This is a genomic window from Paenibacillus sp. S02 (assembly GCF_019454065.1).
Lineage (GTDB): Bacteria > Bacillota > Bacilli > Paenibacillales > Paenibacillaceae > Paenibacillus > Paenibacillus polymyxa_B.
In genome coordinates this window covers 5,427,546-5,451,883 of the sequence record NZ_CP073682.1, presented here as the reverse complement: position 1 = coordinate 5,451,883, position 24,338 = coordinate 5,427,546, and the positions used below count along the sequence as shown (strand labels likewise).

12 protein-coding genes are annotated in these 24,338 nt (G+C 46.0%); 11 read left to right on the top strand and 1 reads right to left on the bottom strand.

The window, feature by feature from the left end; genetic code table 11:
• Positions 1 to 20: 20 nt before the first annotated feature.
• The 9 genes from KAI36_RS24240 to KAI36_RS24200 all read left to right on the top strand — a co-directional run bounded on the left by KAI36_RS24240 (position 21) and on the right by KAI36_RS24200 (position 8,836).
• Complete coding sequence (locus tag KAI36_RS24240) at positions 21 to 1,823, top strand: motility associated factor glycosyltransferase family protein (protein ID WP_220026224.1); 1,803 nt, start codon at positions 21 to 23, stop codon at positions 1,821 to 1,823.
• Between the two features lie 21 nt (positions 1,824 to 1,844).
• The gene (locus KAI36_RS24235) at positions 1,845 to 2,840 is read left to right on the top strand and encodes a UDP-N-acetylglucosamine 4,6-dehydratase family protein (protein WP_220026223.1); all 996 of its coding nucleotides are present in this window, start codon (positions 1,845 to 1,847) and stop codon (positions 2,838 to 2,840) included.
• Between the two features lie 26 nt (positions 2,841 to 2,866).
• Complete coding sequence (locus KAI36_RS24230; RefSeq protein ID WP_220026222.1) at positions 2,867 to 3,601, top strand: cytidylyltransferase domain-containing protein; 735 nt, start codon at positions 2,867 to 2,869, stop codon at positions 3,599 to 3,601.
• Positions 3,598 to 4,641: a UDP-2,4-diacetamido-2,4,6-trideoxy-beta-L-altropyranose hydrolase gene (gene pseG / locus KAI36_RS24225; RefSeq protein WP_220026221.1), complete on the top strand. Its 1,044-nt coding sequence runs from the start codon at positions 3,598 to 3,600 to the stop codon at positions 4,639 to 4,641. Before KAI36_RS24230 ends, pseG begins: the two co-directional genes overlap by 4 nt.
• A gap of 15 nt (positions 4,642 to 4,656) precedes the next feature.
• On the top strand, positions 4,657 to 5,130 hold the full coding sequence (locus KAI36_RS24220) for a GNAT family N-acetyltransferase (protein WP_220026220.1): 474 nt from the start codon (positions 4,657 to 4,659) through the stop codon (positions 5,128 to 5,130).
• Between the two features lie 4 nt (positions 5,131 to 5,134).
• The gene (gene pseI, locus KAI36_RS24215; protein WP_220028199.1) at positions 5,135 to 6,166 is read left to right on the top strand and encodes a pseudaminic acid synthase; all 1,032 of its coding nucleotides are present in this window, start codon (positions 5,135 to 5,137) and stop codon (positions 6,164 to 6,166) included.
• 26 nt (positions 6,167 to 6,192) lie between these two features.
• Positions 6,193 to 7,140, top strand: coding sequence for a dTDP-glucose 4,6-dehydratase (locus KAI36_RS24210; protein WP_220026219.1), 948 nt, complete (start codon positions 6,193 to 6,195; stop codon positions 7,138 to 7,140).
• 30 nt (positions 7,141 to 7,170) lie between these two features.
• Positions 7,171 to 8,355: a UDP-4-amino-4,6-dideoxy-N-acetyl-beta-L-altrosamine transaminase gene (pseC, locus tag KAI36_RS24205; protein ID WP_220026218.1), complete on the top strand. Its 1,185-nt coding sequence runs from the start codon at positions 7,171 to 7,173 to the stop codon at positions 8,353 to 8,355.
• 283 nt (positions 8,356 to 8,638) lie between these two features.
• Positions 8,639 to 8,836 carry a cold shock domain-containing protein gene (locus KAI36_RS24200; RefSeq protein WP_013312263.1) on the top strand — a complete coding sequence of 66 codons (198 nt, stop codon included), beginning with the start codon at positions 8,639 to 8,641 and terminating at the stop codon, positions 8,834 to 8,836.
• 159 nt (positions 8,837 to 8,995) lie between these two features.
• On the opposite strand, the gene KAI36_RS24195 is transcribed toward KAI36_RS24200, so the two are convergent.
• The gene (locus KAI36_RS24195; protein WP_220026217.1) at positions 8,996 to 20,071 is read right to left on the bottom strand and encodes a DUF7507 domain-containing protein; all 11,076 of its coding nucleotides are present in this window, start codon (positions 20,069 to 20,071) and stop codon (positions 8,996 to 8,998) included.
• Between the two features lie 433 nt (positions 20,072 to 20,504).
• Between KAI36_RS24195 and hpf the strand changes: the two genes are divergently transcribed.
• Positions 20,505 to 21,065, top strand: a complete 561-nt coding sequence (hpf, locus tag KAI36_RS24190) for a ribosome hibernation-promoting factor, HPF/YfiA family (RefSeq protein ID WP_023990642.1) — start codon at positions 20,505 to 20,507, stop codon at positions 21,063 to 21,065.
• Positions 21,066 to 21,478: 413 nt separating this feature from the next.
• On the top strand, positions 21,479 to 23,929 hold the full coding sequence (gene secA / locus KAI36_RS24185) for a preprotein translocase subunit SecA (RefSeq protein WP_220026216.1): 2,451 nt from the start codon (positions 21,479 to 21,481) through the stop codon (positions 23,927 to 23,929).
• Positions 23,930 to 24,338: the final 409 nt, after the last annotated feature.

The window sequence follows — 24,338 nt, the reverse complement described above, 5'->3', positions numbered from 1 at the left end:
ACTAATTAAGAAGAATCATTATGAATGGTGGTATGGTCTTGACAATTTTATCATTAAATCTGACTGCTATACAGAATCGTTTTCCGCAGGTTGCTAGTACAATACTCTCACTTGAACCAATTGGGACCAAGGATCACAAGACTTATAATGAGCCTATAGAAAAAGATCATATTTGGCTAGAGGCGGTTCAGCAATCGGTAGAAAATATAGAATGTGTTTTTGTTTATGGATTTGGACAGGGTCTTGGCATTGCTGACATCCTTGAAATGTACCCTGACCGCTTGCTTTTTGTATATGAGCCTGATGAATACCAGTTTCTAAACTCCATTAGCAGTTATGATATGCGGAGCCTTTTAGAACACCCCAATTTGTACTGGCTGGCTATTGGTGAGTCGCAATTGAATTCACTATTTTATATGGCTTCTGTCCATATGCAGCGTGAACTAGCTTTCGTAGCTCTCCGTCATTATCTCGAGGTTGAGATGGATGTATTACGTGATGTTAAAGAAAAATTGGAAGAATACAATCACACCTATGAATCAAATCAAATTACTCTTCATCTTTTTCGACAGGACTGGATTCGCAACAGTATGTATCAGATGGCTGGAATGCTATCCTCGTACTCTATTGATGATTTTAAATTTTCTTTTCCTGGAAGCACGGCGTTTATTATTGCATCGGGGCCATCGCTTCAGCAAGATATTGAGTGGGTTAAGCGAGTGCAACCTCATGCGCTTGTTATAGCAGCAGGCTCTAGTATTCAAGCACTAGTTAAAGAGGGAATACAGCCACATTTAGCGGTTACGCTGGATGGTGGTATTATCAATGATAAGGTGTTTTCTCAGCCTGGAACGCTGGAAGCACCACTATTATATGGGTCTACCTCTTATTATGGTATTACGGATCGCAAGCAGAAAGATACCATTCATTTTATATTAAGTAATGATCATATTTCGCAGCATTATTTAGGAATTGATCGCGCACAGGTGGCTATAACGGCGACACCAACCGTTGTAGGCTCTGCTATACAAGCGGCTGTATGGTTGGGGGCCCGACGTGTTGTACTGATGGGGCAGGATTTATCGTTTCCAGGTAATAAGTTCTACGCTGATGGAGTAGGACATATTGAAGCATCCCACAATGCATCCATCGTGGAGAAGGCACCACAGCAGGTATTGAACGTGCACGGTGGATATAATGCAACGAACGAAAGCTTCTTGTTTATGAAAGACGCATTAGAGAATTTGTTTGTAATCTTATCCAATATTGAATTCATTAATACGACTCGTAATGGGGCAGCGCTAGAGGGGACCATATGGAAGCCTATTGAGGAAGTATATGACATGATTGCTGATGAACATGTTGAGCGCGATGCCATAGCCAATATTCAACGTAATCAACCCTTTACTATAAATGATAATCGTATCGAAGAGGTTAAAGGGAAAATACAGCATACGCTCAATGATTTTTCTCAATTCAGGGAAGAATTGAAAGTCATGTTGAAAACGATTGGGAATATTAGAGAATGGAGCCGAATGAAGCCGCTGAAATGTCATAATGCGATTGTTGAAATTGAACAACGTTGGACCAGCATTGTAAGTAGAGATTGGTTTGTTCCTATTATAGAAACCATACTCCCACTGGAAATTGGTTTGTTTGACCAGCAACAACCTTTGATCGCTATAGAGCAAAATCTCTCTCGCAAAGCTGATATGATATATGAACATTTAGGAAAGCTAGCGAATGAGGTAGTGAGTAAAATTCCGATGCTTGAAGAGTTGTTTGTAGAATCGATTCGTAGAATAGATGATATAAAGAGTTAAAGGACAAGGGACGTGTTCAACATGCAGAAGAAAACCTACAAAGGGAAGAAGATATTAATCACAGGTGGAACGGGGACAATAGGGCGCCAACTGGTACAGAGACTTTTGAAAGACGAGCCGAGTGTAATTCGTATTTTCAGCCGTGATGAGCATAAGCAGTATGAAATGAATATCGATTTTCAGGCTCATTCTAATCAATTGCGTTATCTGATTGGTGATGTGAGGGATCAGCAAAGATTAATGAGGGCAATGGAGGATATTGATTATGTTTTCCATTTAGCCGCAATGAAGCACGTTCCTTCGTGTGAGTATAATCCGTTTGAGGCTGTACAAACCAATGTAATAGGTACACAAAATGTCATTCAGGCTGCACTAGAGAATGGAGTGAAAAAGGTTCTTTTCACAAGTACAGATAAGGCCATTTCTCCGACCAACACTTATGGCGCGACTAAATTAACCGCGGAGCGCCTGATTTCGGCTTCTGAATATCAAAAGGGTTCCAAGTCTACTGTGTTTTCTTCGGTTCGGTTCGGAAACGTGATGGGTTCTCGTGGTTCCGTTATCCCGCTATTTAAAAAACAAATTTTAGAAAATGGAGTAATTACCATTACCGATCCAGAGATGTTGAGATATATGATGACTCCTTCGCAGGCGATTGAGTTAATCCTGCAGGCTAATGAAGCAGCCCAGGGTGGTGAGGTATTTGTCCTGAAGATGCCAGTTGTGCGAATTGCGGATCTAGCGGAAGCGCTTATAGAGACGGTGTCGGAGAAATACAAGCTAAATGATAAAGTAGTTATTAAATATATCGGTCTCCGTCCTGGAGAAAAACGTTATGAGGAATTAATGACCATCGATGAACAGCTAGTTGCGTTGGAATCGGAAAATATGTTTATCATTCCATCTGCTTTTCAAGGGAAAAATCAATCTATAAACAAAGAGATTACTGAGTTAGAGATGAATCCCATTAATAAAGCGGTTGTTGTTGATTGGTTATATGATGAAAGTCTTATATAAGAATACAACAGAAAGTATGGGGACTTATGAATATTGTAGCGATCATTCAAGCAAGAATGGGATCTACTCGCCTACCAGGGAAAGTTAGCCTGGATTTACTGGGTGTAACAGTACTTGAGCGGGTTGTAGAAAGAATAAAGAAAGTAAAACAAATTAATAAAATTGTAGTGGCAACTACTGATTTAACGGCAGATGAAACAATAGTAAATCTGGCTCATAAAGCAGAGGTTGAAGTATATCGTGGTAGTGAAAGTGATGTTTTAAAACGCTACTATGAAGCGGCTGTCACATATAATGCGGATGTGATCATCCGCATTACTTCAGATTGTCCTGTTATAGATCCTGTGATTATTGATGAGCTAATCAAAAATTATATTATGGGTTCTTATGACTATGTCAGCAATACAATTGAACGTTCTTACCCAAGAGGATTGGATGCAGAAGTGTTTTCTTTTGCTTCTCTAGAAAAAGCACATCTAGAGGCGAAGAGTACGGAGCAAAGAGAACATGTGACACCCTATATTTACCAAAATCCAGATCGATTTTCTATGCTAAGTGTTACTTGTGCGAAAGATTACTCTAATTATCGCTGGACTTTGGACACAACTGAAGATTGGGAGCTAATTCAGCAAATATATACCTATTTTAAGGATTGGGACAGCTTTAATTGGCAGGATATTGTGGAACTAATGGAGACTCGCCCAGAAATTGCCCTTATTAACTCGCATGTGGAGCAGAAGAAGCTCAAGGGGGAAGAATGAAATTTTTGATTAGAGCGGATGCCTCTGTTGCAATCGGTACAGGACATGTGATGCGTTGTTTAGCCTTAGCAAAATCACTGATAATCTCAGGAAGAGAAGTGGTTTTTGTCTTTCAACAAATGCCTGATCACTTAGTTGAGCAAATTAAGCAGATTGGTTGCATTCCGTTCTATTTAAACAGCAAATATCCGGTAGGGTCAATTGAGGATGCTGTGTATGTAAGCTCAAAAGTCAATAATGCTTTTCAGAATGGCTTTGATTGGATGATTATTGATCATTATCAAATCAGTGATATATGGGAAAAAGAAATGTCTCGGATTGCTAAGAAACTTTTAGTAATTGATGATTTAGCTAATCGAGCGCACATCTGCAATATCCTTTTAGACCAAAATTTATATGAAATTTCTGATTCAAGATATAATGAATTAACGAATAATGCAAAACAATTGATAGGACCAAGTTATGCTTTGTTAAGAGATGAATTCCATCTGGAACGTCAGAAAGTTAAAACAAGAAGCGGTGCCATTCGACGGGTATTGGTCACTTTTGGAGGGACTGATCCTACTAATGAGACGCTGAAGTCTCTGTATGCGTTAGATAAAGAAGGGTTACTGGACAGCAATCTGGATTTTGATATACTAGTCGGTCAATCATATGCTCATCTCAATGAATTGAGAAAGATTGTTGATTCAAAAAAAAGGTTGAGTCTGCATATTCAATCCAATTCTGTTGCAGCTATTATGAATAAAGCTGATTTAGCCATTTGCTCTGGGGGGACCTTGACTTGGGAACGATATTGTATGGGCCTTCCGGGTTTGGTTATAGCGGTTGCTGAAAATCAGATTCATAATGCTATTATGGGAGAAAAGTTAGGGATAGACAGATTCTTGGGTTTCCACTCCGATGTTCACGATCTTGATATTGTTAACAATTTAAAGGATTATGAAGGTGACTTAAAGAACAATAGCTTAACAGCGTTTAATATTGTTGACGGCAGAGGGGTAGAGAAAGTAATTAAAAACTTGGAGGCTACTATATAGATAAGTGGGGATCATATGGAACTTCGAAGCGCGACCTTAAATGATTCGCTCATCATTTTTAATCTGAGAAATGATTTAGACACTAGAAAAAATTCATTTGTCACAGACGAGATTCCCTATGAAGAGCATAAACATTGGTTTGAAAAGTCATTAGATACCAAAACAAGAAAAATACTCATTGCTTATGAAAATGAAGTCTTAGTAGGAGTAATTAGGTTAGACTTAATGAATGACAATGAAGCGGTGATTAGCATAAATATTGATCCAAGTCTTAGACAAAAAGGATATGCTAAAAAAATACTATGCGAAATTGAAAGTTATACAACTTCTTGGAATAATGAAATAAAGATTCTGACTGCTTTGATAAAACCAAGTAATATTGCTTCAATTAAATTGTTTAATAAGAGCGGTTATGCTATGGTTTCGGAAAATAAGGAAGAAATAATAATGCATAAAGAACTTAGGGGGGACTGTCTTGACTGGATTTAAAATAATGAATAGGGAAATAAGCACAAATAATCGTCCCTTCATTATAGCGGAAATGTCAGGAAATCATAATCAATCATTGGATCGTGCCTTGCGTATTGTAGAAGCAGCAGCGGAGGCGGGAGTAGATGCTCTCAAAATCCAAACTTATACCGCTGAGACTATGACTCTTAATATAAGTTCAGGAGAGTTTTATATTAAGGATGAAGATAGTCTGTGGGAAGGTAAAAGCTTATATAATTTATATCAGGAAGCATATACGCCGTGGGAATGGCATGAACCTATTTTCAAGAGATGTAGTGAACTAGGGATTATAGGATTTAGTACTCCCTTTGATTCTACAGCGGTTGACTTTTTAGAATCACTTAATGTTCCAGCTTATAAAATAGCTTCATTTGAAAATACGGATATACCATTAATAAAAAAAGTAGCATCTACCGGTAAACCCGTGATCATTTCTACTGGAATGGCTTCTGTAGGGGAGTTAGAGGAAACGGTTCAAGCGGTGAGAGAAACAGGGAATAATCAAATTGTATTGTTAAAATGCACTAGTACTTATCCCGCATCACCTAAAAATACAAATATACGTACGATTCCTCATTTAAAGGATTTATTTAATACTCAAGTAGGGTTGTCTGATCACACTATGGGAGTGGGAGTTGCCGTTTCTAGTGTTGCGTTAGGTGCTACTGTAATTGAAAAGCATTTTACTTTGTCTAGAGCTGATGGTGGAGTGGATTCAACGTTTTCGTTGGAACCAGAAGAAATGAAGTCACTAGTTATGGAAACTGAAAGAGCTTGGCAATCTCTCGGAGGTATCTCATATGGAGCGACAGATGCAGAAAAAGCTTCTCTTCAATTCCGAAGATCATTATATATCTCTGAAGACTTGCAGGCGGGAGATATTCTCACAGATAAGAATGTGAGGGCGATACGTCCAGGTTATGGTCTCCCGCCTAAATATATAGATCAGTTATTAGGAAAACCAGTTCGTAAGAATGTATTAAAAGGGACGCCTATCAGTTGGGATATCTTATGAATTCAAAAAATAAAGGAGGATAAAGTATGAATATTCTACTCACTGGTGGCGCTGGTTTCATTGGGCGTTGGGTCGGCAAGCGTCTGCTGGAGGATGGGCATCAGCTTTGGATTGTCGACGATTTGTCGAATGGACGCGAGGAGAATTTGTCGGAATTGGTCGAACATAGCAACTTCAAGGCATTCATCAAAGGGAGTATTTTGGATGAAGCGCTGTTGGAACAGTTGTTTGAAGAGCATTCGTTTGAAATTTGCTACCATTTGGGAGCTTCTATAAATGTACAGGATTCTATTGATGATCCACGCACTACTTTTAATAATGATACGGTAGGAACTTTCGTAATCTTGGAGCAGTGCCGCAAGCACCACACCAAGGTAGTTTTTATGAGTACATGTATGGTATATGACCGCTGTAGCGACGATCAAGGTATTAATGAGCTACATCCTACCAAACCTGCTTCTCCTTATGCAGGAGCAAAGGTAGCTGCTGAGAATATGGTACTGTCCTATTATTTCGCTTATGGTTTACCGACCGTGGTTATTCGTCCATTTAATACGTACGGCCCTTTTCAAAAGACAGGCGGTGAAGGTGGCGTAGTTGCGATTTTTATTAAAAACCACTTGGAAGGTAAAAATCTTAATATCTATGGAGAAGGGACACAAACCCGTGATCTTCTGTATGTTGAGGATTGCGCTCGCTTCGTTGTAGAGACAGGCTTTAGCGATCGTGTCAACGGTCAGATTGTCAATGCGGGATTGGGGCAAGATATTTCTGTGAATGATCTAGCGTTGCTTATTAGTGGGGACTCGTCGCGTATCAAGCATGTGGAGCATATCCATCCGCAAAGTGAAATTCAAAAGCTTCTGTGTAACTCGACGAAGGCGAAGGAGTTACTTGGTTGGGAACCGCGTATTAGTTTGGAAGAAGGTATCCGGCGTACGGCGGTATGGATTCGTGAGAGCGGCATGATCTAGTTTGGTTCAAGTATAGAGGGGGTTAACAGGATGTCCAATGATGTAATATCTGGACCTGTGCGTGATACGCTGCTGCCCTATGGACAGCAATGGATTGACGATGAAGATATTCAAGCTGTAGTGGATGTACTCCGTAGCGGGTTTGTTACACAGGGGCCTGTGATTCAGCAGTTTGAGAGCAAGGTTGCTGAGTATGTAGGAGCCAAGTATGCAGTGGCGTTCACCAACGGAACTGCTGCACTGCATGGGGCATGCTTTGCCGCAGGAATCGGAAAAGGTGATGAGGTCATCACGACGCCGCTTACGTTCCTCGCTAGTAGTAACTGCGTGTTATACCAAGGAGGAACACCGGTGTTTGCTGACATTGATATGCATACCTACAACATTGATGCGGACCGGATTGCAGAGCGGATTACCAAGCATACTCGGGCGGTCATTGCTGTCGATTTTACGGGTCAGCCAGCTGAACTCGACAAGATATCGATGCTGTGCCGAGATCATGGGCTGGTATTCATTGAGGATGCGGCTCATTCTTTGGGTGCAGATTACCAAGGGAGCAAAGTCGGTTCATGGGCAGATATGACCATGTTCAGTTTCCATCCAGTCAAGCATATTACGACAGGCGAGGGTGGCATCATTGCGACGAATTCTGAGGAATTTTATCGAAAGTTGTTACTGTTCCGTAGTCATGGTATGACACGCGATCCGCAGGAGTTGACAAAAAACGACGGTCCTTGGTATTACGAAATGCAGGAACTGGGATATAACTATCGTATGACAGATATCCAGGCTGCATTAGGTCATTCCCAGATGGACAAGCTGGATGCATTTGTAGAGAAGCGTCGCACGATTGCTCGGGCGTACAATGAAGCTTTGAGTGAGTTGACTGGGATTGTCCTTCCTGAGCAGCTTGCCGGGGGTTACTCCAGCTGGCATTTATACGTAATTCGTTGGCAACCGGAGCATTTTAATGCAGACCGAAAAATGATATTTGAGGCCCTACGGTCTGAGAATATTGGTGTAAATGTGCATTATATTCCTGTTTATCTACAACCTTATTACCAACACCTCGGATACGAGGAGGGGTTGTGCCCGAACGCAGAGGAGTATTATCATACAGCGTTAACACTCCCTCTCTTTCCTAAGATGACAGATCAGGATGTACAGGATGTAATTCAGGCGGTTCGTAAGGTATGGACTAGATACACAAGATAGGTTGCTGAAGAAAATGTAACAAAGTGAGACCTTTACTTTAGTTATAGGGAAAATTTATTTTAATTTTTTGATTCAAATTAATTTGTAAAGGGTAAAGGAGCTGAAAAGCTCCTTTATTTTTATATATACTACCTTGACTAAGTCAATACCTAACCACAATTTGTGGTAAAAAAATGAATGAAAACATTATCAATTCCAATTGACAATGGATAACTTTGGGTGGTATAGTCGGAAATGTGGGCGAGAGCTTCACTTCATTTGATGACGAAGGGAATGTTAGTGCATGCAAGGTAAAGTAAAATGGTTTAACGCAGAAAAAGGTTATGGTTTCATTGAAACGTCTGACGGCGGCGACGTATTTGTACATTTTTCCGCAATTCAAACAGAAGGCTTCAAAACACTTGAAGAAGGACAAGACGTGGAGTTCGACATTGTCGAAGGCGCACGTGGACCACAAGCCGCTAACGTAACCAAATTATAATCATCCCCGGCATAGCCGACCTACATAATTGGTAAGATGGTTAGCAATGGATAACGCGCTAGCAACTGCCCTGGAAAATATTCCAGGGCTTTTTTATGTTTTCTAATTACATAAAAAGGCCCCTTACCCGATGGTAAGGAGCTCGACACAATAGAACTTTTACTCTAGAGAACCATCAAAGTCAGCCATCTCCACAAAAATGGTATTGGAAGAGGCAGATTGTTTCTCTATGCTTCCGTTTGGATAGCGGAATTGATAGCGCAGGATGACCTGGGCGATCAGATACGCGCGGAGCGCAGATTCGATGTCGAAAGAAAAGACGATGACGGCTTTGTGGTCTGGGTCAAGCCGACCTAACGGAATACCTTGGAGCAGGTTAGGATGCGGAAGCGGCACAGAATTCACGGTGACGGTTCTCAGTACAAGGAAATCTTCGGCTGCGAATGGTGCAGTGAGCAAGAGCTCTTCCAGCGGAGTATTGCCGATGTTTTCCACATGGACGGTGAAGGATAGGGTGTCTTCTTGGCCGACACGCAGAGCGCTGGAGCTAAGTGTAAGTTTAGGGATGGCTGCAATAACGGTCACGCCGACGGTGTTGGTTTGGGTTGTTTCCTGGATGGTCTCTCCTCCACTACGACGTGAGGTATATTCGATGGTGGCTTGGTTGCTGAATGTTCCCTCTGCTGGTGCTTCACGAATTTGCGCCTGGAGCGTAAGGGTGAGCGTCTCCCCTGGTGCAATATCCGGGAGCGTGATACCTGCAGCGGGATTAGCGCCTGACTGTGCTTTTTCTTGGATAGTAAGGCTGTTGGGTACATAAATGAGTCCATGCGGCAACGGGTCTGTGAACAGCGGATACTGCGCTGGGATTCCTCCTTTGTTTGTAATCTGTATGGTGAAGGTGAGTGTGTCACCTATAGAGGCATCCGTGGTATTCACCTTTTTAACTAATTCGAGCAGTGGGAATACAACTGGGATGGTAACGGTATTCGTAGTTAATGTCCCTGATACGACTCTTCCTCCAGGTAACGTAAACGAGTAGGCAAGGGCAGCTTGATTTACGACGTAGCCAGATGGAGGCGTCTCCGATACGGTCACTTGATAAGTCAGTGTCAATGACTGTCCAGGTTCCACAGACCCCAGACTAACACCAACAGCAGGATCGGCTCCCGACAGTGATTGACCGTTCAACTGTATGCTGTCAGGAATCAATAGAGTCCCGGCAGGAATGAAATTTTGCAGTGTAACTTCGGATGTTACGTTGCCAAAGTTGTTGAGCAGTACCGTATAAGTAAGGCTTTCTCCTGCGATGGCCTCCGTATTTTCCGTAGAGATACTTGCGGCAAGCTGTGGATCGAAAACGGCTACAGTCACGGTGTTGCTGGTGACATCGCTCGCACCGTCACTGCCAGCATATTGAAGCCGTACACTATTGTTTAGACGTCCTCCGAGAGGCAGAGACTGAACGTTCACGCTGTAGGATACATCAATTGTCTGTCCCGCCTGTAAGCTGCCGATAAATAATGGTTCACCTGGCTTGCTAGAAGCAGGTGGAGAACCGTTAATTTTCAAGCTGTCCGGGTTTATGATGGTTCCAATCGGTACGTAATCGGCTAACACTACATCAGTAATGACTGAGCCTCCATCGTTAAAAAGGGTCAGCTGATAAGGCACAGCATCGCCTAATGCGACAGTAGATACTGTTGTGCGTAGCACAGCTGACAAGGCTCCTTTAGCAGTAGGGGCTACTTTAACCGAGACAGAAGGTGAAGCAGTTACCAGATTCGTGCTTCGTCCGTCCGGCAGCTGGTAGGAGTAAGCTAGCGCAGCTTGATTCACCAGTGTGCCAGACTCGGAGGCACGAACGACAAGCGCGGAGAAGACGGTAGTCGTTTTTTCTCCTGGTGCGATGCTACCTAGGGCAATGCCTTGCCCTGGACTGACCCCATATTGAGGGATTCCATTAACCGAAACAGAGCCAGCAACAAAAGAAAGCTCCGATGGCAATGAGTCCGTCAACAAGCTAAAGGCACCGATATTTCCCGTATTTTCTGCGACGATGGAATAGGTGATGCTTTGGCCTGGCTGTACGCTCTCCGTGCTGGCTATTTTCGTCAGTTTCACCACAGGCTGAAGTAAGGCAATGGTGACAGCGTTGGACAAAACGGCACTCGCTTCTTCACCATTTGAGAGTAACAAGCGCGCCTGATTCGTACGTGGTCCTGGCTGTTCTGTCGCTGTGATACGGACATCAAAGGATATGACAGTCTTGGTATTCGCTTCTAACGGTGGCAAAGATATGCCAGTGCCGGGATCGCTTTCTGCCACCGTAGATCCATTAATCTGAACTGAGCCTGTAATAAACTCGATGTCCTCTGGCAAAGTATCCAGCAAACGGGCATCTTGTACGGTATTCGTATCTTCGTTGAGGATCACGAGTTCATACGTCAAGGTATCGCCAGTAGTGGCGAAAGGTGAGCTTACGCTTTTACTTAATGTGATGTCTAGGGATGAAACGGCAACCTCAACGATGTTGGATAAATGGAAACCGCCTGTCTCTCGGCCATCTGGTGCATTAAAGCGATAGCCTACCTCAGCCTGATCCACCAGCAGTACGGTTACAGGGATGGAAGATACCAGCACTTGGAAAGTGACGGTTGCCGATTGTCCTGGTGGTATGGCGGGAGTCGGGATGCCGGGAACTGGGCTTGCACCGGGAGCAGCAATACCGTTAATCGACACTGTATTCGGAAGGAATAGAGAGCCGTCCGGAATATTGTCACTTACAGTAGTCGAGGCTGCAATGTTACCCGTGTTGGATACGACAATCGTGTAAGTGATGATGTCTCCGATTGTGGCATTATTGGTACTGCTTGTTTTGACTGCTGTCAGGATCGGCTGGAAGACTGGAATGGTTACTACATTAGATGTTGAGCTGCCAGTAAATACTCCGCTGGTAAAGCTAACGGATGCCTGATTAGTTAATTGTGCTGGTGTTGGCAAGAAGTCGACTCGAACCTGGAACGTAACGGTAGTAACAGCTCCTGGAGCGAGCGTACCGATGGCAATACCAAAGCCAGGGTTTCCATCAGGGAAGGAAGTGCCGTTTATGGTAACACTGCCATTTACAAAGGAGCTTCCCGCCGCAATCATATCTGAAACCACTATATTATTGGCTGTACTGATCCCATTGTTGGAGACAGCCAGTGTGTAGGTGATGATATCGCCAATAATGGCGTCGGTAGCTGCCGTTCCTTTGACGATGCTAACGTCTGGTGAGGATACAGAGATACTAACTGAATTGGATACCGCAGATCCGGATACAGTTCTGCCATCTGGTGGTTGGAAAGTGAATGAGCCTGATGCCTGATCGACCAGCACCTGTGGATTAGGCAGTGTATTGATAATGGTTTGGAACGTTACGGATACCGTTCCGCCTGGCAACACGGATCCAACTGGAACGCCAGTTTCGATGGACAACCCAGGTTGCGGACTGCCAGCAATGCTGACACTGTTGGCAAGGAAAGTCGATCCGGCCGGGATGTTATCGCTGATGGTAAGCGCTGCTGCAATATTGCCGCTATTCATGGCTGTAATCGTGTAGGTCAGTGTATCGCCGACGGAGGCGTTAAGAGTGCTGGATGCTTTAGTAATTGCAATTAACGGTTGGAACACAGGTACGATGAGTGGATCGGAAAAGGCAGTGCCAGTGAACGTTCCGCTAGTAAACGTGACGGCTGCAATATCTGTGAGCAGTGGTGGCTGCGGCAAAGACTGGACAGTTGTCTGGAAACTGACGACGAATGTATTTCCAGGTGCGACGTTTCCGATGGCAATTCCAGCAACCGGAGAGGCATTAGGGAAGGCTACTCCGTCGATTAGGACACTGCCCGGAACGAAGGAGGTACCTGCAGGAATTGTATCGGTTACAACAGTATCTGTGACTGAATCCACGCCACTATTCGTGATGCTCAGTGTATATCTGATCGTATCTCCGACTACAGCGGCTGCCAGGCTGGATGTTTTAATCACCTGAATATTAGGTGCAGATACAGCAATGTTGACTGTATTCGATGTGACAGAACCGCTCAGTACTCTACCGTCAGGTGGTGAGTAGGTAAAGTCCGCTTGCCCTTGGTCGGTCAATATAGGCGGAGTTGGCAGAGACGAGACGATGGTTTGGAAACTCACTGTAATACTGCCTGAAGGGGCCAGTGATCCGAGCGTTATGCCTGTAACTGGCGAAGCCCCCGGGACAAGGATGCCGTTAACGACTACGCTGTTAGGCAGTAGTTCAGAACCTGCGGGGATGTTATCCGACAGCACAGGTATAACGGCAATATTTCCGGTATTAGTTAGCGTCAGGGTATAGACCAATGTTGATCCGATCTGTGTGTTAACGGTATTGACGGTTTTGGTCAGGCCGATGATCGGCTGATAAACGGGCAAGGTAACCGGATCGGATTGCGAAGACGAGGTCAACGCGCCTGAAGTAAAGCTGACGGTCGCTTGATTGGTTATTTGCGGCGGTTGCGGCAGACTAACGACGGAGACCTGGAATGTAACTGCAGCCGAACCACCTACAGCAATGGTGCCCACAGGGATACCGGAGCTTGGCGACGCAGCAGGTACCGAAGTTCCATTCACGGTTACGCTACCCGGAACAAAGCTGGTGCCAGGCGGCAGTTGATCAGATACAACGGCATTGATGACTTGACTGATTCCGTTATTCGTAGCAATCACAGTATACGTAATGGTATCTCCGACTACGGCATCTGTAGCGGAGGCTGTTTTGATAACGTCCACGTCTGGTGAAGAGACCGAGACGGTCACGGACGGAGATACTGCACTTCCAGTCAGGACACGACCATCTGGAGGTTGATAGCTGTAAGCTGCAGTCGCCTGATTGACCAATGTACCTGATGCGGGCAGTGAGGTAATGACTGCCTGAAAGGTCAGAGTGACGGTCGTAGCTGCACCTATGATACCTAATGGAATCCCAACACTTGGATCTGAGCCAGGTGCGGCGGTGCCATTGATCACTACACTATTAGGGATAAAGGCAGCCCCTGCCGGGATGGGATCACTAAGGACGGTATCTGCACCGATGTTTCCAGAGTTTGTAACGGAGAATGTATAGGTTACCGTATCTCCAACCGTAGCTCTTCCCGTTCCCGCGCTTTTAGTTACAGTGACGATCGGTTGATACACAGGGATGGTAACGGGATTGGATACCGAAAATCCGTTAAATGCACCTGAAGTAAAGCTGACGGTCGCTTCATTGGTAATGGACGCTGGCGAAGGCAGTGATTGTACGTTAAGCAAAAAGCGAATGGTGGCTCCGCCGCCAGCTCCAAGCGTTCCGACAGGAATGCCATTTTGCGGGTTGGCTGTAACAACAGGAGTACCATTAATTGTAACGCTGCCCGGGACAAAGGCGGTTCCAAAAGGAATGGTATCCGTGACGATTACGCTAGTAACAGGATCGAGTCCGTTATTGAACGCAGTTATGACAAATGGGACAGAATCACCCACGACAGCGACAGCCACATCAGCTGCCTTCGTGACTGTTACATTCGGTGACGAGATCGGAATGGATACAGGCAGGGCCGCTCCGCTTCCGCTCAGCGTTCGTCCATCTGGCAATTGGAACGTGTAGTTCACAGTTGCCTGGTTGGTCAGTATGGAGCCAGGTGGTACCGATATGACCACGGCGCTAAACGACACGGTTACCGTCGCACCTGGGGCAACCGAACCAATATTGATCCCTGTAATCGGGTCTGCTCCGGGAATAGGCGCACCGTTGACCAGTACACTATTTTGATTCAGGCTAAGCGAGCTGGACAATAGATCAAGCACGACCGTTTCAGCAGGCGCGTTGCCGGTATTGGTTACAGTAATGAAAAAACCAAGTGTATTCCCTACGGTAGCACGATCCGCACTGAGGGTATTGGTCACATTCAAAATCGGCTGCAATACAGGCAGGCTGACCGTATTAGAGGCGGATTGACCTGCGAAAGCCCCCGAGTTAAAGGAGACAGTCGCCTGATCTGTTGACAAACCTGATGCCGGCAAGGATGTTACCGTTGCCTGGAAGGTGACCGTTACTGAGCTGGCAGCAGGGATAGTACCTACGGATACGCCTGTGGCGATGTTGGCTCCCGGTATAGTGACACCATTGACTTGTACGGAGTTAGGTATAAAAGTAGTGCCATCAGCAATCGGGTCGATAAAGACCGTCCCTGTTACGGGTGTAATGCCGCTATTTGCTGCGTTAATGGTATACGTAATGGTATCGCCGAAGGCAACAGAGGTCTGATTGACCGTTTTGGTCACGGTGACATTCGGATTGGATACGGGAATGAACACCGGATTCGATTGTACGCTTCCATTTAATGTCCTACCGTCAGGCGGCTGGAAGGTGAATGTGGCCGAACCTTGATTTAATAGACCCAGTCCAGCAGGGACAGCGTTAATGACCACTTGAAAGGTAAGAGCGACAGAAGCTCCCGCTGCAATGTTTCCGACCAATACTCCTGATTGGGGATTGGCTCCAGCAACAGGCAGACCGTTCACGGTGACACTATTCGGTATAAAGGAGGAACCAGATGGAATGGCATCGGTGAATGTGGCGGCCGCTGCTAGATTACCTGTATTTTGGGCGGTGAGTGTATAGACTATGGTGTCGCCTACCGTTGCTTGACTCGTATTTGCAGTTTTAACAAGACTGACAATAGGCTGGTAAACAGGGATGACAACTGTGTTGGAGAGTGATGTGAAATTCAGTGTACCGCTGGTAAAAGAAACTGTAGCCTGATCACTCAGTTGAGGTGGGTCAGGCAGGCTGTTGACAGACACGGAAAAGGTGACGGTTGTTGACGCTCCAGCAGCGATGGAACCGATTGGGATCCCTGTTAAGGGGCTGGCTGACGGCAATGTCGTTCCATTTACAATAACCGAGCCAGGAACAAAAGTGGAGCCTGTAGGAATGGTATCGGTTACGCGAACATTTGTTACGGTTTCGATGCCACTATTGGTAGCTGTAATGGTATAGGTTATCGTATCCCCAGGAACGGCATCAGCTACCGAGGCGCTTTTGCTTACCTGTACATTGGGTGACGATACAGGGATTGTGACGATATTGGACGAAACATTGCCGTTAACAATCCGGCCATCCGGCGGTTGAAAGGAAAAGCTGATATTCGCCTGGTCGGTGAGTTGGGGAGGTAAAGGCACGGAAGTAATCACCACCTGAAAAGTTGTTTGAGTCGCGGCTCCAGGTACAATGGAGCCAATAGACAGACCTGCTTCGGGACTGGCACCGGGAACAGGAACACCGTTGACGATCACACTGTTCGGTACCAGTGTTGAGCCTGCGGGAATATTGTCTGTCAATGTGGCAGCAGCAGCAATGTTACCATTGTTGGTCACCGCCACAGAATACGTTACGATATCGCCAACCGTTGCCTGTATGGGATCTACAGTTTTACTGACAGTTAGCACTGGGGCATTGACGGCTACCGTCACCGGGTTAGATACTGATACGCCTGTAAAAGCACCGCTGGTGTAGCTGGCACGCGATTGATTGGTGAGCTGCGGCGGACTTGGTAATGGGGAGGATACCGTTACCCTGAAAGTGATCGTAGCTCCCCCTCCAGCGGCAATGCTCCCAATTACGATACCTAAAGAAGGATCTCCACTGGCTATTGTGGAGCCATTCAGCGTTACGCTACCCGCAGTGAATTGAGAGCCGGCCGGGATAGGATCGGAAACGACCACATTGCTCACGGTCTGAATTCCGTTGTTGAGTACAGTCAGGGTGTATAACACCGAATCACCCGGAATGGCGGTGGAACGGTCTGCAGTCTTCGAAATGGACACATTCGGCGCTGACACAGGAATGGATAACACGTTGGACGATGTGCTATCTGTTCGCACTCGCCCATCGGGCAACGTAAAGGAAATGGCGGCGGTGGCCTGGTCTGTCAGTTGGGATGGTGTTGGAAGAGAAGCCACTACAGTTTGGAATGTCAGTGTGATAGGGCTTTGCGGCGACACGGTTCCGATGAAAATACCTGCTGCTGGACTGGCTCCGGGCTGACTAACGCCATTAATTACCACGCTGTTCTCCATAAATGTGGACCCGGCAGGAATAGCATCCGTCAGCGTTACAGAAGCATTATAGTTGCCGCTGTTCGTGACTAACAATGTGTACAGAATCGTGTCGCCTATCGTAGCTGCTGTTGTATTTGCAGATTTGGCCACACTGATGCGAGGCTGATAAACCGGCACAGAGACGGTATTTGTCTGGGATGTTCCGGTAAAAGCACCACTAGTGAAACTGACACTGGCTGTGTTTTGCAGCGGCTGCACGGATGGAACGGCATTGACCAGCACAGCATAGGACACCTGCACGGATGCGCCTGCGCCAATGGTGCCGACTGGAATGCCACTTCTTGGGTCGGCTGTGCTCACAGGTGAACCACCGACGGTTACGCTTCCGGGTACAAATGACACGCTGCCGGGGAGTGGATCGGTAATCACGGTGTTTGTGATGGGGTCAATTCCGTTATTAACGGCGTTCACGCTGTAGGTCAGCGTTTCGCCAACACTAACGGATGTGAATCCCGCAGACTTGGTTACTGCTACGTTGGGAAGCGAAATCGATACGGAAACAATATTGGAGAGAAGCGAGCCCGACAGGGTTCTTCCGTCTTGCAACTGATATGAATATTGGAGTAGGCCCTGATCGTTTAATCCACCCCCGGGTGGTAGGGAATCCACTGTTGTCCGGAATGAGACTGTAATTTGTGCACCAGGGCTTACGGTGCCCACTGAAATTCCCGTATTAGGATTGGCGCCTGGCACCGAGGACCCGCCGACAATGACGCTTCCGGGAATAAAGGTGGAGCCTGTCGGTACAGTTTCCGTCAAGGTCGTGTTTAATACGGCAGTTCCGGTATTAGCGATGAGAAATGAATAAGTAATCGTCCCGCCAACGCTGGCACGGTTGGAGCTGGCGCTTTTGGTAATCGTCGGCGCTGCAATAACGACAGGTATGGTTACAAGATTGGACAAAGATGATCCGGTAAAGGCCCCGGAAGTGAAGCTGACAGTTGCACGATTGTTGATCTGTGCAGGAGAAGGCAGAGAATTAATGGCTGCTCGAAATACAACCGTAACCGATGCGCCTGGAGCTAAAGTGCCGATCGGAATACCATTCACAGGTGTAGCAGTCGCAGAAGCAGTTCCGTTCACGGTGACGCTACCAGGTACAAAGGCAACTCCGCTTGGCAGCGGATCGGTAACGACTACATTGGTCACATTGGCGATTCCGTTGTTTGTGGCGGTTATGGTAAATTGAACAGTCTCTCCGACTGCGGCTGCCGCCAGGGAAGAGGCTTTTGTCACGGTCACATTTGGTGAGGATACGGGAATGGTGAGCGTGTTGGACGTCCCGCTTCCGTTCAATACACGTCCGTCAGGCGGTGTGAAGGTATACGTGTAAGCCGCCTGATCGGTCAAATTACCAGAGGCGGGAACCGCGTTGACAAGGGCCTGGAAGGTCACGGGTATAGTAGCACCTGTATTAATCGTTCCTACTGAAAAACCAGTAGCGGGATTGGCAGCAGGCACGGAAGAACCACCAATGGTCACACTGCCCAGTATGAAGGATGATCCGGCGGGAATGCTCTCCGAAAAGCTGAGATTTGCAGCAATGCTGCCCGTGTTGGATATCTGAAACGTGTACGTAATCGTATCTCCAACTGTAGCAGCCGTTGTATTGGCACTTTTAACAATCCCAATAACAGGTTGGTAGATCGGTGTACTGGCAGTGTTGGACGGAACGTTGCCAGAAATGACAGGTCCTCCAGGCACGGTTTGAAAGGAAAAGGATGCCGATGCTTGATTGCCCAGCTGGGTGTTTGCTGGCAATGAAGTAACGGTTGCACGGAATGTAATGGTCACCGTGGAAGCAGGAGCTACACTGCCCACTGTGATACCTGTAGCGGGATTGGCTGTTGGCTGGGCTGTGCCCGCGACAACAACACTACCGGGTACGAAGGTAGCCCCGGCTGGTATGGTATCGGTAAGTACTGTGTTGGAAGCACTGACGAGCCCCGTATTCGAAATGTTAACCGTATAGGTCACTGTATCGCCAATAACTAAGCCTGTAGAGCTGGCAGTTTTGGTCAGGGTCACCAGCGGAGCATTGATATCAATTTGAATGGCATTGGCATTTACAGTATAAATGTCGCCATTTGTTGTCAGCTGGAGGACACCTGTGGTTTGGCTGTTGAGCAGCGTGGAGGAAATATCGACATTGGTAATGTCCCAACCTTGCCGTCCGCCCGTCACCTGCGTTCCAGGTGCCCCATTCACGGCATTAGTTGTACCGAAGGTCCCGGTCGTGACCAATGTACCGTCGTCTCCGTTTATTTGGGAAGCGAAAAAATTAGTCGAAAAATTATTAGGCCCAGACAGCGCAGTCAAACTGGATGTGGTAGGTCCAAACAACGCACGGTCACCCGTAATGTCCACATCACCCTCTTGGGCGCTAATCAGCGCCCTACCGCGCAAAGTCCCCTGTACGGGCGTGGCAAAGCCGCTCACCACCACATTGACCGAGCCTGTAGCGGTACTGACCCCTTCACCACCAACACGTAGCGACAGGTTGCGGAAGGGCAGAGACGGGTTATTGTACACCACGGCCAGCGTCCATCCGGCATGATTGGTGTTGGTGGAATCGGGAACCGTGATGGTGCCCGTAACATTTCCGACCGTGTATGCCCCTGCACCGCCTTGAATGACCAGATTTGTGACATTCGCTGTTCTCACATAGGTACTGAGACTGGTGACGTTAACTGATGTTGCCGATTCAGGGCTGACCGTAGTAGATAAAGCAGGTGTCTGAAATGTGACCGGGTTGCTGGCGCTGGACAATACATTGGTACTGCCGTTGGCATAACTTCCTCCCCAAATAAGCTCAGCATACAGCACCGTACTGCCCGCAGGGAGCACAAGGAATGCTGTCGATGAGTTACTGGTAAAGGTAGAAGTCGTGCCAAATGGATACGTACCGAAGCGAGAGGCTGTATTAGTTGTGATGAACGCGCCAATGCTGGTCGCTGTTCCCGGCACTCCTACCGAATTAGAGCGTGCCAGCCCAAGTGTATTCCCTATAAAGGTGACAGCCCCCGTCTGGTTCGTTACGTAACGCTGAATAAAAGCCATGGATTAGCTTCCTACTTTCCATCTCTTCCAAATCCGTTATCTAAGGATCTCCGTATAGGAAGAGCCAGCTAGGCTGGGTGTAATAATCCTTTCGTATAAATTGCCTGCGTTATAACCAGGCCTTGCATACCGCACAAGCCCATGTACCTAATCCAGCGGGAAAAGCCCACCCCCTTTTTCGATAAAATCGCTTAGCATGAAGCCCAAAATAGTTGTTTGGCATGACTTCAGCCGGGCAATATTTATATATGCACTCATTATTCACATATGTATGCAAGTCAATTTTAAACATACCTGTTTTCAAAGAATGACGTTATCGGAAGCGTTTTAGCGAAAAAAGAAGAATTTTGTAAAATAGCTTCGAATGTTGGTCTCTTTTTTTACTTGGCGTTAACATATGTGCTATACTGAAGGAGCAAAGGAGGCGTGCCCTATGAACTTAACAGTACGAGGTCAACAGATCGAGGTTACCGACGCTTTGAAGGACTACGTTGATAAGAAATTCAGCAGACTTGAAAAGTATTTCGATGCACCCCCGACGTCTGATGGAAGTGTAACGTTAAGCACAACCAGAGATTTGCACACTGTAGAAGTAACCATTCCTTTGCCGGGGCTTGTACTCCGTGCCGAAGACGAGAGCGATGACATGTATTCATCCATTGATGCCGTGGTAGACAAGCTTGAACGGCAAATTCGCAAGCACAAAACCAAGCTAAACCGAAAATTCCGTCAGGAAGGCAGTTTGAAAACCCTTTTTGTGGAAGATCCGGCAGGTGGCGTGGCTGTTGCTGAAGATGAGGATGTAGAACTGGATGAGCTGGAAGTCGTCCGCACCAAGCGTTTCTTATTGAAACCTATGGATGTGGAAGAAGCTATTCTTCAAATGAACATGGTTGGACATAATTTCTTTGTGTTTTCCAATATTGACAACGAAGAAGTTAACGTAGTTTACAAGCGCAATGATGGTAAATACGGTCTGATCGAACGGGAATAGCCTATGAAGTAGGAACTTTTCACATTTTAAAATGAATAGAACAATTTCGATTGAAGCATGCTTCATGGATATTAGGAAAATGAAAACAACACGAGCCTTATCCTTGCGAACCTGGCGGGATAGGGCTCTTTTATATGTTTTTTTTGTAAATGTAAGGAAATTTCAATTTGGATAAGCGTAACTAAGTTGTGTATTTCGTGCGTCAATTGTTTTGGTATCTTTAACCGGATGCAAATCTGGAGGCTGCTTGTGTTGCGGCATGTCCTACAAACTGTTACAATTTATGCAAAGAACATCGCACGATGGGCTGGTACAGCCGGGCCTGTCAAACATATCGGGAATCAATTTCATCATGGACCCTTTCTTATTGTGAAATTGATTCTATTAATTGTTTTGCGCGAAAGGGGTAAACCATGCTAGGAATTGTTAAGAAAATCTTCGGAGATACCAATGAACGTGACGTCAAGCGTTTAATGAAGACGGTTGAACTGATCAATAAGATAGAGCCGGATTTCGAAAAGCTCTCGGATGAGGAGTTGCAAGCGAAGACGGCAGAATTTAAAGCTCGGGTCGAACAAGGGACTACGGCTGAAGAGATTTTGCCGGAAGCTTTTGCAACGGTTCGCGAAGCGTCCAAGCGGGTGCTGGGTAAACGTCATTATGACGTACAGATGCTCGGCGGTATTGCGCTGCATGAAGGTAAAATTGCCGAGATGAAAACCGGTGAAGGTAAAACACTGGTAGGAACACTGCCGGTTTATTTGAATGCTCTGTTGGGCAAGGGTGTGCACGTGGTTACGGTCAATGACTATTTGGCGCAACGTGACAGCGGAGAAATGGGACAAATTTATAACTTCCTGGGAATGTCTGTAGGGCTGAATTTGGCCAACATGGATCATGGCGCCAAGCAGGCAGCCTATGCTTGTGACATCACGTACGGTACAAACAACGAGTTCGGGTTCGATTATCTGCGCGATAATATGGTGCTTTACAAAGAGCAGATGGTACAACGTCCGTTGTACTTCTGTATCATTGATGAAGTGGATTCCATTCTCGTCGATGAAGCCCGTACGCCATTGATTATTTCAGGACAAGCTCAGAAATCGACAGAGCTGTATTTTGCGGCTGATCGTTTTGTGAAGAGCCTGAATGTTGAAGAAGATTACACGCTGGATATTAAGGTGAAGTCGGTTGCTTTGACCGAAAACGGCGTATCCAAAGCTGAAAATTTCTTTGGTCTTGAAAACTTGTACGATCAGGAAAGTGTTACAATCAATCACCACATTGTACAGGCATTGAAGGCTAACGCTATTATGCGTTTGGATGTGGACTATGTCGTAGCTGACGGTGAAGTTCTGATTGTCGATGAGTTTACAGGTCGTCTGATGGCTGGACGCCGCTATAGTGATGGTCTGCATCAAGCTATTGAAGCGAAGGAAAACATCATTGTACAAAATGAAAGCATGACGCTGGCGACGATTACATTCCAAAACTATTTCCGTATGTACCGCAAATTGGCGGGTATGACGGGTACAGCTAAAACAGAAGAAGAAGAATTTAAGAAAATATATGGTCTGGAAGTACTTCAAATTCCAACGAATCGGCCTAACCAGCGTGTAGATATGCCTGACGTTGTATACAAGAGTGTAAAAGGCAAATTCCATGCAGTGGTGGATGAAATCCTGGAGCGTAACAAAAAGAACCAGCCGATATTAGTAGGTACGGTTTCTATTGAAAACTCGGAGCTTCTTTCTGAAATGTTGAAACGCAAAGGCGTTCGTCACAAAGTGCTTAACGCCAAGTATCATGCTGAGGAAGCTGAGATTATTTCCCGTGCAGGTGAGGCTGGCGCAGTAACCATCGCTACCAACATGGCTGGACGTGGTACTGACATCGTACTGGGCGAAGGCGTATCAGAACTCGGTGGTTTGCACATCATCGGTACAGAACGTCATGAATCCCGTCGTATTGATAATCAGCTTCGCGGACGTGCAGGACGTCAGGGTGATCCGGGCTCCACACAGTTTTACTTATCGTTGGGCGATGAGTTAATGAAGCGTTTTGGTGCGGACAACGTACTGAATATGATGGAGCGTTTGGGCTTCGAGGAAGACCAACCTATCGAGAGCCGTATGATTACACGTGCTATCGAATCAGCTCAAAAACGCGTCGAAGGCAACAACTTTGATCAGCGTAAAGTCGTTCTTCAGTATGATGATGTAATGAACCAGCAGCGTGCTATTATTTACAAACAACGCCGTGAAGTGCTGGAATCAGAGAACATCAAGGAAATTGTGTTCGATATGATCAAGCCTGTCATTGAGCGCGTAGTGGAAGCTCATTGCGGCGATGACATTCCTGAAAACTGGGAACTTGAAGAAGTAGCAGAGTATGTGAACAACAACCTGCTTGAGGAAAATACACTTACGCGTGACGACATGTGGGGCAAGGAAAAAGAGGAGATCGTGGATATGATCTTCGAAAAAGTTACCAACAGATACCACAGCCGTGAAGAAATGATTGGCGAAGATATGGTACGCGAGTTCGAGAAGGTTATCGTACTGCGTGCAGTCGATAGCAAATGGATGGACCATATTGATGCTATGGATCAATTGCGTCAAGGTATTCACTTGCGTGCTTACGGCGGTACCGATCCGCTGCGCGAATATCAATTTGAAGGCTTCGAAATGTTCCATGCTATGATTGCTAGCATCCAAGAGGAAGTAGCGACATACATCATGAAAGCACAAATTGAATCCAATCAAGAGCGTCAGGCTGTCATCGACGAAGACAAAATCTCGACGAGTGGTGAACCTGCGGCTCCTAAAAAGAAATCCGCTCCTTCGCGTCCGCGTAGAAAATAACGGATTGAAATTAAGGGAGACATCTTGAGATACACTATTCCCTGCAGTGCATATAATGGCAGGCGGCAGTTCAACCACTGACCGTCGGCCATTTTGTGCCATACAGGGGTGAGACTGATGTTTTCAACTTATAGGTCTCTGTTGGAGGATCAGTTTGAATATTGATGAATGGCTAGATTGATCTCAATTGTTTTTAAACAATTATGACAAACAAGCAGGTCCCTGCTTGTTTGTCAATTAATTCAGCAGTTGATCTGGCTCACATAACCAGAGCCAGTTATGTAAAAGTCGTTTGATTTTACGGCGGTCGGTAGCGAAGCGGAGGATTTGAATCTGGAGAAGCGCCAGCGTTCGCCTTTGCAGTGAGATGCCCACCTTTGAATGTGTTATTCCAATCAAGGGCATCTCG

Bases quoted from the DNA above. Each gene is read 5' to 3' on its own strand.
- KAI36_RS24240 (WP_220026224.1), top strand. From the start codon at position 21: ATGAATGGTGGTATGGTCTTGACAATTTTATCATTAAATCTGACTGCT.
- KAI36_RS24235 (WP_220026223.1), top strand. From the start codon at position 1,845: ATGCAGAAGAAAACCTACAAAGGGAAGAAGATATTAATCACAGGTGGA.
- KAI36_RS24230 (WP_220026222.1), top strand. From the start codon at position 2,867: ATGAATATTGTAGCGATCATTCAAGCAAGAATGGGATCTACTCGCCTA.
- pseG (WP_220026221.1), top strand. From the start codon at position 3,598: ATGAAATTTTTGATTAGAGCGGATGCCTCTGTTGCAATCGGTACAGGA.
- KAI36_RS24220 (WP_220026220.1), top strand. From the start codon at position 4,657: ATGGAACTTCGAAGCGCGACCTTAAATGATTCGCTCATCATTTTTAAT.
- pseI (WP_220028199.1), top strand. From the start codon at position 5,135: ATGAATAGGGAAATAAGCACAAATAATCGTCCCTTCATTATAGCGGAA.
- KAI36_RS24210 (WP_220026219.1), top strand. From the start codon at position 6,193: ATGAATATTCTACTCACTGGTGGCGCTGGTTTCATTGGGCGTTGGGTC.
- pseC (WP_220026218.1), top strand. From the start codon at position 7,171: ATGTCCAATGATGTAATATCTGGACCTGTGCGTGATACGCTGCTGCCC.
- KAI36_RS24200 (WP_013312263.1), top strand. From the start codon at position 8,639: ATGCAAGGTAAAGTAAAATGGTTTAACGCAGAAAAAGGTTATGGTTTC.
- KAI36_RS24195 (WP_220026217.1), bottom strand. From the start codon at position 20,071: ATGGCTTTTATTCAGCGTTACGTAACGAACCAGACGGGGGCTGTCACC.
- hpf (WP_023990642.1), top strand. From the start codon at position 20,505: ATGAACTTAACAGTACGAGGTCAACAGATCGAGGTTACCGACGCTTTG.
- secA (WP_220026216.1), top strand. From the start codon at position 21,479: ATGCTAGGAATTGTTAAGAAAATCTTCGGAGATACCAATGAACGTGAC.